We start from the raw sequence: 16252 nt of genomic DNA, 5'->3' as shown, positions 1-16252 counted from the left end.
TTCGTAAATTTTTAAACGTTTTGCTGCTCAGGATTTATGTCTGATTCTGATTGATAAGTTTGAATAAATGTCTGAACATCTGGGTTTTGAGTTGTATACACCATTGTCATCAAGGCATCATCAAACTGAAAAGCGAGAGTAAAGCCAAAAATTTTAGCTAAGCTTTGTGTATTCCCAAGTGTTGGAAAAAGCATTAAATAGTGATGTTGCTCAATATTCGTATTGGCAAAATTTTGCTCAATTTTCTTAAGTGTTTTGAGTTGAGTAATGTCATCCAACAGAACTGTAAAGGGCTGCTCATTTTCCACTTTGAACTGATGATCAATGTTATAGCGATCTAAACTCTGTTTCAGTTGTTTTTCATTTATCGCAATATCTAATGTTTTCGTAGGTAAAACATTTTCAATTTGAATTTTAGGTGAAGCTAAACAACAGCTCGAAATATATTCTGCAGGAATATACTGCTCTGAAATCCAAATCTTTTCATCTAATGTATCTTGGTCAATTTCGGAATCAACGATAAACACAAGACTTATAGACGACTCATCTTTTTCAATACTTTGTAAAAGATGAATCCATTCACTATAGCTTGTTTCAGCACCCCAATAGTGGTGTTCCACGTGAAACACTTCAGGAATATAATTGAGCTGACTCAGGTAGTCTGAAATGAGTTGCTCAGAATCTTGTTCATCCCAAACATGCAGTAATTCTTCAGCGAGAATCAGGTGGATTTTAAGCTTATTCAGTCGATAAACTTGCTGCACAGAAGGAGTATCTTCTTCCCCATCATGATACTCAGCCTGAGGATCAATCCATGCTGGATGCATACGATAAGATTGGCTAATTTGAGTATCGTAGAAAAGTGCAGATTTTTTTAAATGCTCACTAATTTCCCAGAGTATTTCTGTTTGTTGTTCGAGTTGAGTCAGAATCAATTGGTGAATGCGGTATTGCCGTTTGAAGCTATATTCATCCTCTTCATCTTGTTCGACGTCTAAATCAGAAATTCGATAACTCAGAATAGGCAAGCCATACCCATTCAATAATTTGTCATCAAGTTCAGGACTCTTGAATTCCCGAATCGCATCAATAATCAGATGATTTTCACCCAAAGCATTGAGTGCATAAGCGCGATAGACATTTAAATTGATCCACTCCACAGGCTCAGGCTGTAGCTCCTCAATTGCGACCTCATCGCTAAGTTGAGGATCATTCTGTTTATTTTTTTGCTCTTTTATCCAATGATAAATCATATATGGCATCACCAAAAAAGCAGTGATTGCAACAGGTAACAATCCAAAAAAGATAAGTAGATCACTGCCAGAAGGATCAAAATTGATGTCACGCCAATACAGCACCACAATCGCAGAAATCACCAGATAAACAGTAAGGAACACTCCAACAATGATTTTGATCATGACGCTACTCCAAGCAATGGGTAGCAAGTTTCATCATTGTCTAGCGGTTGATTATGAGCTAAAAAGGCACCCTGACTAAGCCCCATAGAATGCTCCGAATTTAAAGTAATAGGCTGTATTTCTTGTTTTGATAAAATTAAACGAACATCAACCAATAAGGTTGGGCTACACCAGCTTTGTAGTAGTTTTTTTAATTTTAAACTTAGTTTTTGTTGTGGTAGAAAATCTAGGTAAGTTTTACGATCCAACGGTCCAATTTGAATTTCAATTTTGCCATCAATTTGGGTAATAGTCTCTCCACAAAATGTATTCAATCCTAACAAGCTTGGCGTCGCCCCTCCTAAGGATGTTCTCTGCTGAAGCTCTAATTTAAATTTTTCAGGGATAAACTCTTGTATTGCCACATGCTGATTAAATACCTGTGCAATCATGGTTTTTAAAGCATGTGCTGTATTATTTTGCCCCTGCATTAATCCTGCAAATTCAGCAAAATAATCATCAAGTTCTTGTTGTTGATGTTGCTGACTAATATAACCATTTAAAGCATGGATAATATTCAGATAATGATTTTCAGACTCGACCTCATACCGTACTGGTAAATTGTACTTGACCGTCGCATCAACGAATTGTGAAGTGAGCTTATGATTAAATAAACTCAAGAATTGCGTTGTTTCAACTCGAAATTTGCGTGATGCTGATTTAACTTTATTGGTATAGCTATAGGGTAATGCCCCCTGCATGCCAGTCAAACCCACCATTAAATTTGTAAGCTGAACTTTTTCATCTTCTAAAGCTAGCGATTCAATTTCTTTTTTAGGGAAGTTAAGCTCTAAGGAAGGATGAAATTTAAAATCACGATCCCATGGTGTATGTGGCCGAGCAAAGGGCACATGTCTTAACAATCGAATCGACTGAATAAACTCATAAGCAGTCGGCTGTTGAAATAAATGGTCTATTACAGAAGCTTCTTGCCACCAACGTTCTGCACGCATTGGTATAACTCCTGTTGTGATTGAGCATCTTCGATTATGACATCGACAAAACTGTTTAACTGCACTTTTAAGTTAAACACATGACTCAGCAATTGACTGAAAATATAAAGACTATGACCTCTGAATATTTGTTCATCGATTCGGATAACAACTTTGAGTCCTCGTACGAAAAGCGGGAAAGGTTTTGCTTCAACCAACTTATGCGTCAGGCTAAATTCAATTTGTTTAATCGAATTAATTAACAGATGATTTTCTTTATTCGCCGGTAAGTTATATAACTCTAATAATTCTTTTAAATGTGCTACCGCATCCCCTTTCATCAGTGCTAACGTATTTAATGAAAGATGAGAAATAATGCGCCATTGCTCTTTCTGATTTTGCTCAAATTGATAGGGTAAACTCGGACGCTTCAATACCAACGCTCGACGTGCCAAACTACTATCATTCAGATTTAAAATATTATTTGACTGGCTTAATGCTTCATGCGGTAAATTCCGATTCGAACATAGCAATACGGTGCTAATAAAATCAGACTTTGTATCATACGGCTGTAAATGCTTAGAAATAATGGAATAACCCGTTTCAACAAACTTATTGTTGAGCTGTGATGAGTTCAATGCATAGAAAAATTGGACATTTTCATCATGGTAATGACTCATTCCAAAGAACGGCAACACTGGATGATAAACCTGTTCCTGATTAATCTTTTCACGAACCATGTGCATTTTCTGAATCGAATAGACCTGATAAAACTCAGGATGATGCGCATCCGTGATCAATGGATATTCAAGTTGTCGATGATGTATTTTTTGTGGTTCAGCATTTTTTTCAAAAAGATTAACAGCCGGCGTGCTAAATAATTTGAAATTTGCAACATTCAGCTCTGAATAATTACGAATAATCGCCTGATCGTTTAGGTTTAACTTAAAATGAATTTGGAGATCAAAACTCGTTTGCTGATCTAATAAATTTCTTAAAAAAGACAAATCAAGATTAAGAAAGCTGAATTTATCTGCAAAACAAAAATATTCCATCAACAAGCGATAGGCATGATGTGTATGTTGATCAATAGGCAATAAACTCTCATCTTCCTCAAAGCCCATTAAGGAAAATGGATTAGAAATTTGATAAAGCTGTGTTCCAATGCGTACCGTAAAAGTCGTATCTTTTTTGAAAATACTATCCAAAACTTGCAGCGGAAAATTTGAAATAGCATCTAAATAAATAGGGAGTTTTTCTTGATGAATCCACAAGCCTGCTTCATTGAAAGTTTCAAAACTTAATTGCAAAGTGGCATTTTGATTGAGATGAATTTGAGCACTTGGGTTCGTTTTAAATTGAACTTGATTCAGTTGAATGGGAAGTAATCGTACAGCTTGAGAGGTATTAAATTCACATTGTACCCCCTTAAAGCTTCGTGATTTTAGCGTTGTTGCCTGCGGAATGACGTGAGCTTCAGTTAATTGTTTTATTTTATTTTGATCCTCGAAACTGACGACAGTACAACTTGGAAAATGTCTTAGATATTGAGGGAACATCACCTCAAATAAAGCACGTGTAAAAATGTCATAACTGTCTGCTAATTTTTTATCAATTCGAGCAGCAATCAACGAAAACGCCTGAATTAAGCGCTCAATGTGTGGATCATCAATCTGTTCTTGGTTGAGCGAGAGCCGTTGGGCAATTTTAGGATACTTCTGAGCAAACTCGCGAGATTGTTGACCAAATTCTTGTAATTGTTTTTCGTAGTACGGTAAAAGTTCTTCTATCACAAAAGCCCCAATCTTAAGATCTAGCCGAAATTACATATTGTTGTGTCGTTGGTTTCAATAAAGCATCAAAAACTACAGGCTCATACAATGGATGGATATTTAAATATGCTTGAATACTGAGGCAAAGTGCGCCCATATTGTCGCTGTCTAACAACATTTCAACTTGAATTTGTCGTAGGCGAGGTTCATGTGCCGCAATGGACTGCTGAATAGATTGGCAAATTTTGTCTCGATCCATTGGATTGGCTGTTGATAATCCAACAAAATCAATAATGCCAAACTGTGCAATCGAGCCTTTAACCGTAGGGAAGTCATCAATTTGATCAAACTTGGCTACTCGACTATTGAGTAGATCTTCCAAGTCATGTGCAACAGATTCACGTAGCTCTTGCATAGATAAGCCTCTGATCTGATCCTCATATTCTGGAATCAAGCGGTCAAATAAAGTTGCACGGAAGCCAAATGGATAAAGATGATCTAAATTTGTTTTCATCTTGCCTACTCTAAAAGATGAATAAAGGCCAACTTAAGTCAGCCCCTACTCCTCTCACTTTCAAGACTTTAAGCTTTGTAGCTTGCAGTGTTGTTAGAAAGTGACCATTGCTTCGTGATCGCACCTTTTTGAGTACCATCGATATCTTGTTGGTTGTATGTCCATTCAACAGCAGCATATTTCAAACCAAATGCTTCAGTCGGAACACCTTCAGCATTTACAGATGGTGTTACGCTTGAAACTAGAACATGTTTCAATTTGATTTGAAGGTACTTGATACGCTTATCACCATTCGCACGGTAGTAATCGATTTGTACTTCATCAAAAGTGTAACCAGCAGAACATGCTTCCCAAAGTTTCGGGCTAGTCGCATCTAAATCTTTAACGAATAACATGTCTGAATGTTCAACACGCTCTGAAGTATGACCACCAACACTTGAAGATGTCGCAGATTTAGGCTGACGGATGTTATGAGACCAAGAATTAACTTCCAACCAATCTTTGTGCTCAGTGTCACGAGATTCGCCGTCTACTTTGTATTTTCCTCGAAATTGAACATATATATCTTTCATGAAGATTTCCTGTTTTATTTAACGTTATTATAAAGTTGCTCTATTTAATTAGAGGACTGAGGTAACTCAGTGACAAGTCTCAAAGATACCGACAACTCGTCCAACTGGAAGTGCGGTCTTAAAAACACGACCGATTTGTAGTGACCAGGGTTCGCCGGGTCTTCCACAACTTTTACAGATGCTTCACGAAGCGGGCGCTTAGCTTTGGCCTCTTGTGATGCACCATCATCTAGTAATACATATTGAGATAACCAATCATTCAAAAAGCTTTCTACATTTCCAGCTGAAGCAAAACTTCCGACTTTATCTCGCATCATTGCTTTCAAATAATGCGCAATACGCGACACAGCCATGATGTATTGAATCTGGCTTGAGAGTGCTGAATTTGCATTCGCTGTATCGCTATCATATTTCTTAGGCTTTTGGGTCGATTGAGCCCCAAAGAACGCTGCGTAGTCTGTGTTTTTGCAGTGTACTAATGGAATAAAACCGAGATCGCTCAACTCTTTCTCACGGCGGTCCGTAATCGCAACTTCTGTCGGACACTTAAATACGACTTCACCATCATTGGTTTTGAAGGTATGTACTGGCAAGCCTTCTACTAAACCACCACCTTCAACCCCACGAATTGCTGCACACCAACCATGCATATCAAATGCATTCGTTAAACGTGTACCGAAACCGTATGCTGCATTCATCCAGAGATATTGATCGTGATCTTCACCTGAGACTTCTTCAACGAAGTTAAAGCCTTCTGTTGCCCAACCCTCTTTAGGGTCATAAGGCAGGCGACCCAGAACGCGTGGCATAGTTAAAGCCACATAGCGAGAATCATCACTTTCACGGAATGAGCGCCACTGTACATATTCTGCAGTTTCAAAAATTTTAGATACATCACGAGGACGATCAATTTCAGTGAAAGATTCAAGACCTAGAATTGAAGGGCTTGCTGCTGAAATAAAGGGTGCATGAGAGGCAGCGGCAACATGAGAGATTTGTTCTAAAAGATACATATCTGACGGTGTGCGATCGAATTCAAAATCACCAATCAAAGTTGCGTAAGGTGCACCACCAAAAGAACCATATTCTTCTTCATACACTCTTTTGAACAATGTGCTTTGATCAAAGTCAGTTGCGCCTTGGAAGTCCTTAATCAATTCTTTTTTAGTGGTATTTAAAATGCGGATTTTAATTAAAGGATTTGAAGGTGTTTCTTGACAGAAGTAGTAAAGTCCACGCCAAGTCGATTCAATCTTTTGAAACTGTTCATGATGCATAATTTTGCTTAATTGAGCAGAAATTAAAGCATCAATTTCAGCAATACGCTTATCTATTGAGACCGTCATGTTTTCTGAAACAGTAATTGTTCCAGCCATAACTTCTTTGGCTAATTCCCCAATTAAATTTTTCGCACGAACATGTTCATCATCGTTACGCGCAATTCGACTTTGTTCAACAATCGAATCTAGAAGACTCGTTTCTTCAACAGCATTGCTTGTCGCAGGTGCGGTTTGTAAATTACTCACGGTCGTCGCCTCCTGCTTCAGCACTTAATTTGCGTACTTGATCTGTATTTTGAAGAATTTCATCAAGCAGATCTTCTAGACGTTCACTATTTGAAATTTTATTACGCAAATCTGAAAGGCGTTCACGCGCTTCAACCAATTTGCGTAAAGGGTCAACTTGTTGAACAACATTTTCAGGTCGGAAATCTTCCATTGAGTTAAAAGTAAGATCTACCGACATATTTCCACCCTCTTCCGAAATTGTGTTTTCAACTTGGAAGGCTGCTCTTGGTGCTAGCGAACTCATTACTTCATCAATGTTATCCAAATCTACATTAATAAATTTCTTATCTTTCAGTTTGGTTCTTTCAAGTTCAGATGCTGCTGAGAAGTCCCCTAATACACCAACAACAAAAGGAAGTTCTTTTATTTCTTTACCATCACCTACTTCTACGTCATACGTCAGTTGTACTCGAGGTGGTCGGATGCGTTGTAATTTTTTTTGAACACTTTCACGCTTAGCCATATTATTTTTTCCTAAATTTGTAATTTGATCAGTTCAACGAGCCAAATGGATTCTCACGTTTTGGTGCTGCTGGTTTTTCAACTTTCGCAGGTGTCGTTGTTTTAGCGGGTGTTGTTTTTGCTGGAGTCGATGCACGGCGCGTCGTACGTGCAGGCTGTCGAGTAGTTCGAGTCTCTTGAACACGCTTAGGTGCTTCTTCAACTTTGGTTTCGATTACAGTCAAAGGTTTAGCTTTTTTAACTGCTTCAGAAAGTGCCAACGCAGGTTCGTAAGTCTCTTCAGTCAAATAACGTACTTCTGGTCCACGCATTTGCTCTAATGCCTCATTCGCGATTCCGATTCCAGCTAAAAACTTAGTATCTGTTAACGATGAGTGCTGAACATTTTGTGCATTAAGAATGTTCACCAATTGAAGTGCTTTCTGATTTTGTCCGATTTGTTGAAAACGCTGAGCTGCTTGTGCTAGAAAACCATTTTTGTTGTCTTTATTTTTTTTATCACATGCTTGAGCATAAATTTGTAGCAATGTCTGGTCTGTTTCACCCGCTACTAATGGATGATCTTTAACACAACCTCTTTTGAGTTTTACTTCATCTGCGTAAGTTGTAGACGCCATCCCCAACCCAATTAGCAGAGTTGTAAGCAGAATTTTAGTATTCAAAATACACCCTCATTTATTATAAAATTTACATTAACTATATGATTCATTAAATCATTTTTTAACACACTCAATGTTTAGAGCAATGTCTTCTATATATATTAGATTTAATTAAAATTTAAACTTATAAATGCAAACTTAGTCAACATTATGACCATTATAATAAAGAAACAATTAAGTTTTTTAAGTTACAAAATTATATAGTTCTGTAAACGATTCACACTATAGGATAGTTTTTTTATCACCTTTATTTAGGTAGAATAAAAAATATGGGTGAATTTTTTCATACTAAAAATTATTGTTTATTAAATATTTAGTCGTTAAAAATCTTAAAAATAGACGTTATGTAGGTTTATTTTAAGTAACTATAAATAATTTGAACACAGAGAATTCTGATGAATAACTTGAAAATTTTGATTACAAAACTATCTCCTACGACAAGAACAGCACTAGAAAAGTCTGCAAATTATTGTATTAATCAACAAAATTACGAAATCGAAATTGAACATCTACTCTTCGAATTATTAAATCAAAACGTAAAAAATGATCTCTCTATTTTGCTCGATCACTATAAAATTTCTAAAAATGCACTGATCGATGATTTACAAGAAACGATTTCGCACTTGCCCAAAGGCAATACGCGTACACCTATTTTTGCTCAATCGATTGTACGTCTGCTAGAACAAGCTTGGCTTATTGCTTCCGCAGATCAAACCCCAGTCATCCGTAGCGGGCACTTATTAGTTGCGTTATTGACTGCAGGAGATTTATATCAAATCGCGCTTCGTGCATCGAGTTTATTCGATCTGTTCCCGATTGATACGATGAAACACAAATTTATAGAAATTTGTAAAGCTAGCATTGAAGAGCATCTCCCTCAAGCTGATCATCAAAATGATGTTCAGGGTCAGGATACGATTCAAGGTTCAGAATCTCATGCAAAAACACCTGCACTAGATCAATACACCATTAACTTGACTCAAAAAGCGCTTAACGGTGGGATTGATCCTGTCATTGGACGTGAGTTTGAAATTCGCCTTATGTTGGATATTCTGATGCGTCGTCGTCAAAATAATCCTATTTTAACAGGTGAGCCAGGCGTAGGTAAAACTGCTGTCGTTGAAGGTTTAGCGCTGAAGATTGCCAACAACCAAGTGCCTGATGCATTAAAAAATGTACATATCCATGTTCTTGATATGGGTCTATTACAAGCAGGTGCAAGTGTAAAAGGTGAATTTGAAAATCGCTTAAAACAAGTCATCCAAGAGGTTCAAAGTTCCGCTCATCCTATCATCATCTTCATTGATGAAGCACACACACTGATTGGTGCAGGCGGTCAAGCTGGGCAAAATGATGCGGCGAATCTCCTTAAACCAGCCTTAGCACGTGGCGAGTTAAGAACAATTGCTGCAACTACATGGGCTGAATATAAGCAATATTTTGAAAAAGATGCGGCGCTCAGTCGTCGTTTCCAAGTCGTCAAAGTTGAAGAACCGACTGAAGAAGTTGCGATTGATATGCTTCGCGCCATGATTCCTGTCATGGCTAAACACTTTAATCTTCAAATCGATGACGAAGCCATTGTGACTGCTGTTCATTCTTCACATCGATATATTGCTGGTCGACAACTCCCAGATAAAGCAGTGAGTGTTTTAGATACTGCTGCCGCTCGTGTGGCATTAACTCAGAATGCTCAGCCGGTAAAGTTAGATCAGCTCCATGCTCAACATCATAATTTATTGCTTGAATTAGATATTTTGGAACAAGAGAATAATCAGTTCCCACAGCATGACGAACGCCTCTCCAATCTTAAAAATACGATCACTGAAATAGAAAATGAGTTAAATGCCACAACTGAAAAGTGGAAACAAGAACTAGAAATTGTTCAAAAAATCAAAACACTTGAGCAAAAAAATTCTGAATTAAAACATGAAGAACACATTAATGATTTTAAAAATCAGATTCAGCAACTTAGATCCGATTTAAAAATATTACAAGGTGAACAACCTCTGGTATTTGAACGTGTTAATGCACAAATCATTAATGAGATTATTTCAGACTGGACTGGTATTCCTGTAGGAAAAATGGTCAATGACGAAATTAAGCAAATTCTAAGTTTAGAAGAAAAACTGGAACAACGCGTCATGGGTCAAGACTATGCCCTGCATCAACTTGTTCAAGGAATCAAAACTTCTAAAGCAAAACTTGAAGATCCAAACAAGCCTCAAGGGGTATTTATGTTGGTTGGACCAAGTGGTGTAGGGAAAACAGAAACGGCTTTAGCTTTAGCCAATGAGCTGTATGGTGGGGAATCTCATCTCATCACGATTAACATGTCTGAGTATCAAGAGGCTCATACTGTTTCCTCATTGAAAGGTGCGCCTCCAGGCTATGTAGGATATGGTCAAGGTGGTGTCCTCACTGAAGCTGTTAGACGCAATCCGTATAGCGTTGTTTTGTTAGATGAAATTGAAAAAGCACATTCAGATGTTCAAGAGTTATTTTACCAAGTCTTTGACAAAGGCACACTTGAAGATGGTGAAGGACGTGTTATCGATTTTAAAAATACCACGATTTTATTGACCTCTAACACTGGCTCAAGCGCAATTATGCAGGCCTGTTTGACTAAACCTGTAGAAGAATGGCCTACGGCAGAAGACTTAATTGAACATTTAAAACCAAGTTTATATAAACAGTTTAAACCTGCCTTCTTGGGACGTATGCGTATCGTGCCTTACTTCCCACTCCATGATGATCTACTTGTGCGTATTATTCATCATAAGTTAGGCAAAATTACTGATCGTATTTTCAAACAATATCAAACACGTGTTGAATACACCGATGATTTGGTGGAACTCCTCTTAAGTCGCTGTACAGAAGTCGATAGTGGCGCACGTAATGTAGACAATATTCTAAACTCTTCAGTTTTACCTGAACTAGCAACACAAATATTGATTGCCTTAGCGGATAACAAAGTGCCTAAATTAATTCAAATTGATAGCAAAGATGACGTGATTGAGTATCAATTAGATCCAACAACAGCACCGAAAAAGCGTAAAGCCACCAAAAAGAAAATTGTTGAAGCATAATTATTTGAGTATATAAATTAATATGAACATTGATATAGAACAGCTACTTCAACCAATCTCAGATCAAGCAATCTGTGGCGAAGATCTATCTTTTTCGAATGAATTTCATGAAATCAAGAAAGCGAAAACCCAAGATGATCCGCTCTTAGATATGGGGGATTGGGTAGCTGAACCTAAACAAGCAGATTGGTCATTTGTTTCGGCAAAATGTATCGATGTTCTGACTCAAAAAAGTAAAGATATTCGTTTATTGACTTGGTTAAGCGAAGCTTGGAGTCAACTCTACGGTTACGAAGGAGTCGCTCGTAGCCTTGAGCTTTCGCATCGTATGTTATCCAATTATTGGAAAGATATACATCCTGAAATTGAAGATGATGATTTAGATCAACGTCTGGGTTTATTGCAAGGTTTGACTTCTCAATTACCTGCTTTGATTAAACGTGTTCCACTCATCAATTCAGCTCCTTTCTATTCAATCTACGATTATGAAAAATTACTGCATCAACAAAATGTAAGATTAAAAAATGCTGATGATTATGGATCTTCTCAGAATCATCCAGAAATCGAGCAGTTCGAACAAAGCTTATTTAATACCTCAAAAAGTTTCCAATACAACAATTATCAGTTCTTTTTAGAAATTTTGACGCACTGGGATACACTCAAGCAAGTACTTGATCAACTGATGCAATTAGATGCTCCAAGTTTCGCAAATACTGATTCTCAGTTGGAAGACATACATAAAACACTGAAAAAAATTTATAAAGCAGATGCATTTTTAATGTCTGAGGATACTCCTGACATGAATCAAGACCTACAATTCCAAGAATACAATTCAAATATAAATTCTGCTCCAACAGCAAATATACAAGCAGCAGTAACTCAGCAGTCATTTCAACCTCAACCACAAAGTCATCTACAAAATCGTGAACAAGCAATGCGGGTGCTTAAAGATATTGCGGATTATTTTCAAGCAAATGAACCACATAGTCCTGTGAGTTATATGCTTCAAAAAACCATTAAATGGAGCCAAATGCCGCTTCATGAATGGCTCGCACAAGTCATTAAAAACGATAACAACCCATTGGAATCAGTCCATGAACTCTTGGGTGTAAAAAATAGCAATGAATCTAATGAATGGTAATCTCAATGTTTAAAGCAGAAAAAGTACTGTGGGGTGAAGGTCTATTTTTAAGACCGCAGCACTTTCAAATTCAAGACAGTTATCATGAACAGCGTTTAAATCAAACTATTCGCGCCACCATTCCATTCGCATATGGGGTACAACAGCTCAAATTTGATGAATCTCAATTAACGACCCATGTGCTAGCAATTGAGCACATTGAAATGATTTGGCAAGATGGTGAAATTTACGCTGCTCCTTCGCGAGATCTTTTACCTCAGCCCGTACTGCTCGATGAGCTCAATTTCCGTGGTGAAATGACCATTTTTCTTGCGCTCCCTATCGTTCAACCAAACAAGCGTAATATCGCCCATGAGGCTTCGACACAACCAAGTCGATATCATTCGTATCTGAATGAAACTCATGATTTGTTCACAGATGCCACACCTGCTGAAATTACTTACATTCGTCGTCGTGCTGAGCTGAAATTACTGGAATCTCAGAATGATACTCCTCATGAACTGGATGGTTTTTTATATTTGCCGATAGGAAAAATTAAGCGTCATAGTTCAGGAAGCTTTGAACTTGATACAAAATTTATTCCACCAATTTTGCATATTGCTTCATGTGAGTCATTGGTTGCTAATTTAAAACGTACCTTGAATGTCATTAAAGCAAAAATCAAAACTATTCAAACCAACAATCGCGAAAACGAACAAAAATTAATTGAATTTAGATCAGGTGACATTGTTTCGTTTTGGCTAGTGAATGCATTGAATACTGCTCATGCAACTCTCAGCCATTTATTGACTCATCCCCAAATTCACCCTGAACGCTTATTTTTTGAATTACTCAGATTGACTGGCTCATTATTGACATTCTCAACAGCCTATGAAGTTGAACATTTACCTCAATATCAACATCATAATTTACAAGATAGCTTTGCGCAGTTAGATGTCATTTTAAGAGAGTTACTTGACACAATCATTTCAAGTAGATACTTCAATATCAGTCTTAAAGAAATACGTCCTTCGTATTGGGTTGGTAGCTTAGAGTCAGATAAGATCACTCGCGAATCTCGTCTATATATTGCTGTGTCTAGTTCAATGATGCAGACACACGAACTTGTACAAATTGTCCCACTACGTTTTAAAGTGGGCACAACAGTCGATGTTGAGCAACGTGTCGTCTCTGCATTGCCAGCTATTCCGATTCACCATTTGATGCAAGTACCTACTGCGATTCCAGTCCGCTCTGGTGTGAGTTATTTTGAAATTGAACCTCATCATGAACTCTATCAACGCATGTTGGAGTCTGAAACCATCTGTATTTATGTACCTGCTGGATTCCAAGATATCAGTATTGAACTCATCGCAGTGATGAATGGCTAGAGATTGAGAAGAGAAAAATATGAATATGCCTAATGGAGCACCTTCACTGTTCGATGACGGTCAGATTGGAGCAGGCTCTACACCACAGCAACAGAATAAATTGACGCAGTCTTCTAATTTGGTTGATTTAATGCATGACGGTTTCTACATCGTTTTTTTAATTCGTAACCAATACGTTCCTGACAATGTCGATGAATTTCGCCAAAAAATCATGGATCAAATACAACGTTTCGAATTACAAGCGAAGAAGTTGCAGTTCTCAGCCGAGGATATCCATGATGCAAAATATGCATTTTGTGCATTACTTGATGAAACGATTGTCACGCAACAGGACCCTAGTTATTTCCATTTACAAAATTCGTGGTTAATTAGTCCTCTTCAGTTAACTTTATTTGGATCTCAACTCGCAGGTTATCAATTTTTTGACTTATTAGAAAAAATTAGAACTCGTGGAAAAGATCGCTTAGCGGCTTTAGAAGTTTTTCACTACTGTTTACTGTTAGGTTTTCAAGGTAAATACCGTATTGAATCAATTGAAAGCTTAAATCATTTGGTTGCACGCGTAGGCGATGAAATAGATTATTTAAAAGGTAAAAAAGCCCTCTTTTCACCTTTCGCTGCATTGCCTGATCAAATTAAAAACATTATTCATAAAGAACTTCCATTCGCTTGGATTCTCTTATTTTTACTCCTCTTTGCATTATTGGCATTTTCTGGACTTCGCTATATGCTCAGTCAACAAGAGACCAAAGCCATGACTCAATATAATAATGTCATTAGTGCACCTGCTGAACAGGCCCACATAACGATTCATTTACCATAAAAGATATTCAATATGAGCCAAGAAAAGAAAAATATTAGAGTCCTTACACCTACTAAAAAAAATAAAAAAATTTCGCCTCTAGTAAGTGGGATCATTGGTGTGGCAATTGGTATCTCTGCCACATCTTTAGCTTTTTATACCTATTTAAATCAACCAAGCTTCCAACCGATTAACGCAGCGGATACAGATTCAACACACTCAAATGATAAATTATCCAATGTTGATTCGGGAATCACCCAAGCTGATCAAAACGAGCAATCTGAACCTGATGAATATCACCAAGCTCAACCCAAGCTAAATGAGCTTAATAATATTTTCAAACATCAGCAAACCAACTCCGCTCAAGCAACTCAACCAGTGACTTCAAGTAAGAATCCCTTTGAATCAACTTTTAATCAAGCACAACCTTTAAGTGACAAAACTCCCCAAGTTCAACCTAAAGCAGAACCAGTAAAAAAGACGACAACTGAAACATTACCGAAAACCATTAAAAAGCCTGAGGTTAAGCCTACGACATCCAGCCCAAATAAAGTTGCTGAAAGTAAAGCTGATACTGATGAAAATATTGATATTCCTGTAGCCAGTGTAGAAATTTCAGTCACACGAACTGCTAAAGAACCTGCACCGTGATTTTTTTTATCATTGTCAGTTTTGTGATATTGATCATCGCGCTGACTTTATTGATGTCTTATGAGATAAGACAAAAAGTAATAGATTTTGCACAAAGCTTATTACCACAAGGTAAAAAAAAGCTTTTAAACGCACGTAAATTTGCACATGAAATGAATCATGCTGCTTCAGCAGACCAAATTCAAACGCATTGGCACTTACAGCAATGGTGGATACTCATTGCTGGTTTTTTCTTACTTAGCAGTATTATGCTTTTTGCTTTTACAAAACCCGTTGATCCTACAAAAATAGAAGCGAACTATTTAAAGAAAGCTGATCCTCAAATTTATAACTTATTAAATGGGGAAATTCTTTCCCCTCCACCAGAGGTTGAAGAAAGTCTCGTCGATGCAGCAATCGTTGAAGCTGTACGTCTTGAGCAACAATATCAAGCTCAAACTGGCGGTTCTGTTTCATCTACAACTATTCCTAATGTAGAAAATTCAGAGTTTTCTCATGGTCATCTCGATACTTCAATGGTAAATCGTAAGTGGGACAAGATGCATCCACGCTATAAACAACGATTACTTATGGTCTTCAAAATTATGAAGGAACAACATGGCTATGAATTAGTATTACTAGAGGGTTATCGTAGTCCTGCACGACAAAATAGCCTATCTCGGAATAAAGCAACCACTTTAGCGACTGCATACCGTAGCTATCACCAATTTGGTTTGGCAGCTGATGTCGCATTCAAGCGAGATGGTAAAGTCGTTATTTCTGAACGTGATCCTTGGGCTATGCGTGGCTATCAGTTATATGGTCAAGTTGCTGAGTCTGTCGGTTTAGTTTGGGGAGGACGTTGGACAAAAATTCATGACTACGGTCATACAGAATATCGAATGCCTGGCTTGGTTCGTAGCAAGGAAACTCATGATCGTTTCATGCGAGAAGCTGAACAAGGTAATTTAATAGCAAGCAATATAGAACAGTAATAATCCGTTGATTCTCTTTTCAAAATGCCTGTTAACGATACAGGCATTTTTGTATTTATTGATATATTTTGCGCTTGTAATTAACTATGTGAAGACATCGATTTAGAAGTTAATTTTCCCGTACCCATACATTTCCCTTAATTTTATTTGTTTATTTTTTTCTTTTCATATAAAAAAACACCCCCTTCTATTGAAGGGGGTGTTTAGAATAATGAGCTGGCGATGACTTACTCTCACATGGGTAACCCCACACTACCATCAGCGCTAAGAGGTTTCACTTCTGAGTTCG

The 16252-nt window shown here is 37.4% G+C and carries 14 protein-coding genes and 1 rRNA gene; 6 read left to right on the top strand and 9 right to left on the bottom strand.

All coding sequences use genetic code 11. From position 1 onward, the window contains the following. Positions 1-11: 11 nt before the first annotated feature. The 8 genes from AC1M86_RS02245 to AC1M86_RS02210 form a co-directional block, all read right to left on the bottom strand. Positions 12-1418, bottom strand: coding sequence for a hypothetical protein (locus AC1M86_RS02245; RefSeq protein ID WP_481607149.1), 1407 nt, complete (start codon positions 1416-1418; stop codon positions 12-14). Beyond that, positions 1415-2410: a type VI secretion system baseplate subunit TssG gene (tssG, locus tag AC1M86_RS02240; protein ID WP_481607148.1), complete on the bottom strand. Its 996-nt coding sequence runs from the start codon at positions 2408-2410 to the stop codon at positions 1415-1417. Before tssG ends, AC1M86_RS02245 begins: the two co-directional genes overlap by 4 nt. Beyond that, on the bottom strand, positions 2374-4182 hold the full coding sequence (tssF, locus tag AC1M86_RS02235) for a type VI secretion system baseplate subunit TssF (RefSeq protein ID WP_481607147.1): 1809 nt from the start codon (positions 4180-4182) through the stop codon (positions 2374-2376). Before tssF ends, tssG begins: the two co-directional genes overlap by 37 nt. Positions 4183-4195: 13 nt before the next feature. Further along, positions 4196-4675, bottom strand: coding sequence for a type VI secretion system baseplate subunit TssE (gene tssE / locus AC1M86_RS02230; protein WP_481607146.1), 480 nt, complete (start codon positions 4673-4675; stop codon positions 4196-4198). Positions 4676-4743: 68 nt separating this feature from the next. Beyond that, on the bottom strand, positions 4744-5247 hold the full coding sequence (locus AC1M86_RS02225; protein ID WP_092766611.1) for an Hcp family type VI secretion system effector: 504 nt from the start codon (positions 5245-5247) through the stop codon (positions 4744-4746). A gap of 44 nt (positions 5248-5291) precedes the next feature. Beyond that, entirely contained in the window at positions 5292-6773 is a 1482-nt protein-coding gene (gene tssC / locus AC1M86_RS02220; protein ID WP_481607145.1) for a type VI secretion system contractile sheath large subunit, read from the bottom strand. Then, the gene (gene tssB, locus AC1M86_RS02215; protein ID WP_092766613.1) at positions 6766-7278 is read right to left on the bottom strand and encodes a type VI secretion system contractile sheath small subunit; all 513 of its coding nucleotides are present in this window, start codon (positions 7276-7278) and stop codon (positions 6766-6768) included. The genes tssC and tssB overlap by 8 nt, the downstream gene beginning before the upstream one ends. 28 nt (positions 7279-7306) lie before the next feature. Next, on the bottom strand, positions 7307-7894 hold the full coding sequence (locus AC1M86_RS02210; protein WP_481607144.1) for a hypothetical protein: 588 nt from the start codon (positions 7892-7894) through the stop codon (positions 7307-7309). 434 nt (positions 7895-8328) lie between these two features. Between AC1M86_RS02210 and tssH the strand changes: the two genes are divergently transcribed. Genes tssH through AC1M86_RS02180 form a run of 6 tightly spaced genes read left to right on the top strand, consistent with a single transcriptional unit; the run spans position 8329 to position 15963 of the window. Continuing rightward, positions 8329-11025: a type VI secretion system ATPase TssH gene (gene tssH / locus AC1M86_RS02205; protein WP_481607313.1), complete on the top strand. Its 2697-nt coding sequence runs from the start codon at positions 8329-8331 to the stop codon at positions 11023-11025. Positions 11026-11047: 22 nt separating this feature from the next. Next, entirely contained in the window at positions 11048-12166 is a 1119-nt protein-coding gene (tssA, locus tag AC1M86_RS02200; protein WP_481607143.1) for a type VI secretion system protein TssA, read from the top strand. Between the two features lie 5 nt (positions 12167-12171). Further along, on the top strand, positions 12172-13536 hold the full coding sequence (gene tssK, locus AC1M86_RS02195) for a type VI secretion system baseplate subunit TssK (protein ID WP_481594548.1): 1365 nt from the start codon (positions 12172-12174) through the stop codon (positions 13534-13536). A 19-nt stretch (positions 13537-13555) separates the two neighbouring features. Then, a complete protein-coding gene (gene icmH / locus AC1M86_RS02190) occupies positions 13556-14359 on the top strand; it encodes a type IVB secretion system protein IcmH/DotU (RefSeq protein ID WP_481607142.1) in 804 nt (267 codons plus the stop codon). A gap of 12 nt (positions 14360-14371) precedes the next feature. Beyond that, positions 14372-14989, top strand: coding sequence for a hypothetical protein (locus AC1M86_RS02185; RefSeq protein WP_481607141.1), 618 nt, complete (start codon positions 14372-14374; stop codon positions 14987-14989). Then, on the top strand, positions 14986-15963 hold the full coding sequence (locus AC1M86_RS02180; RefSeq protein ID WP_481607140.1) for a M15 family metallopeptidase: 978 nt from the start codon (positions 14986-14988) through the stop codon (positions 15961-15963). The genes AC1M86_RS02185 and AC1M86_RS02180 overlap by 4 nt, the downstream gene beginning before the upstream one ends. A gap of 214 nt (positions 15964-16177) precedes the next feature. Here AC1M86_RS02180 and rrf read toward each other — a convergent pair. Beyond that, positions 16178-16252 (bottom strand): 5S ribosomal RNA (gene rrf / locus AC1M86_RS02175); the annotation flags it as partial.

The organism is Acinetobacter sp. ANC_7654 (genome assembly GCF_056779855.1).
Note: the sequence above shows the minus strand (reverse complement) of the source record. Positions and strands in the feature narration are given on the sequence as shown.

Bases quoted from the DNA above. Each gene is read 5' to 3' on its own strand.
- AC1M86_RS02245 (WP_481607149.1), bottom strand. From the start codon at position 1,418: ATGATCAAAATCATTGTTGGAGTGTTCCTTACTGTTTATCTGGTGATT.
- AC1M86_RS02210 (WP_481607144.1), bottom strand. From the start codon at position 7,894: ATGGCGTCTACAACTTACGCAGATGAAGTAAAACTCAAAAGAGGTTGT.
- AC1M86_RS02225 (WP_092766611.1), bottom strand. From the start codon at position 5,247: ATGAAAGATATATATGTTCAATTTCGAGGAAAATACAAAGTAGACGGC.
- tssA (WP_481607143.1), top strand. From the start codon at position 11,048: ATGAACATTGATATAGAACAGCTACTTCAACCAATCTCAGATCAAGCA.
- AC1M86_RS02185 (WP_481607141.1), top strand. From the start codon at position 14,372: ATGAGCCAAGAAAAGAAAAATATTAGAGTCCTTACACCTACTAAAAAA.
- icmH (WP_481607142.1), top strand. From the start codon at position 13,556: ATGAATATGCCTAATGGAGCACCTTCACTGTTCGATGACGGTCAGATT.
- tssK (WP_481594548.1), top strand. From the start codon at position 12,172: ATGTTTAAAGCAGAAAAAGTACTGTGGGGTGAAGGTCTATTTTTAAGA.
- tssB (WP_092766613.1), bottom strand. From the start codon at position 7,278: ATGGCTAAGCGTGAAAGTGTTCAAAAAAAATTACAACGCATCCGACCA.
- tssE (WP_481607146.1), bottom strand. From the start codon at position 4,675: ATGAAAACAAATTTAGATCATCTTTATCCATTTGGCTTCCGTGCAACT.
- tssG (WP_481607148.1), bottom strand. From the start codon at position 2,410: ATGCGTGCAGAACGTTGGTGGCAAGAAGCTTCTGTAATAGACCATTTA.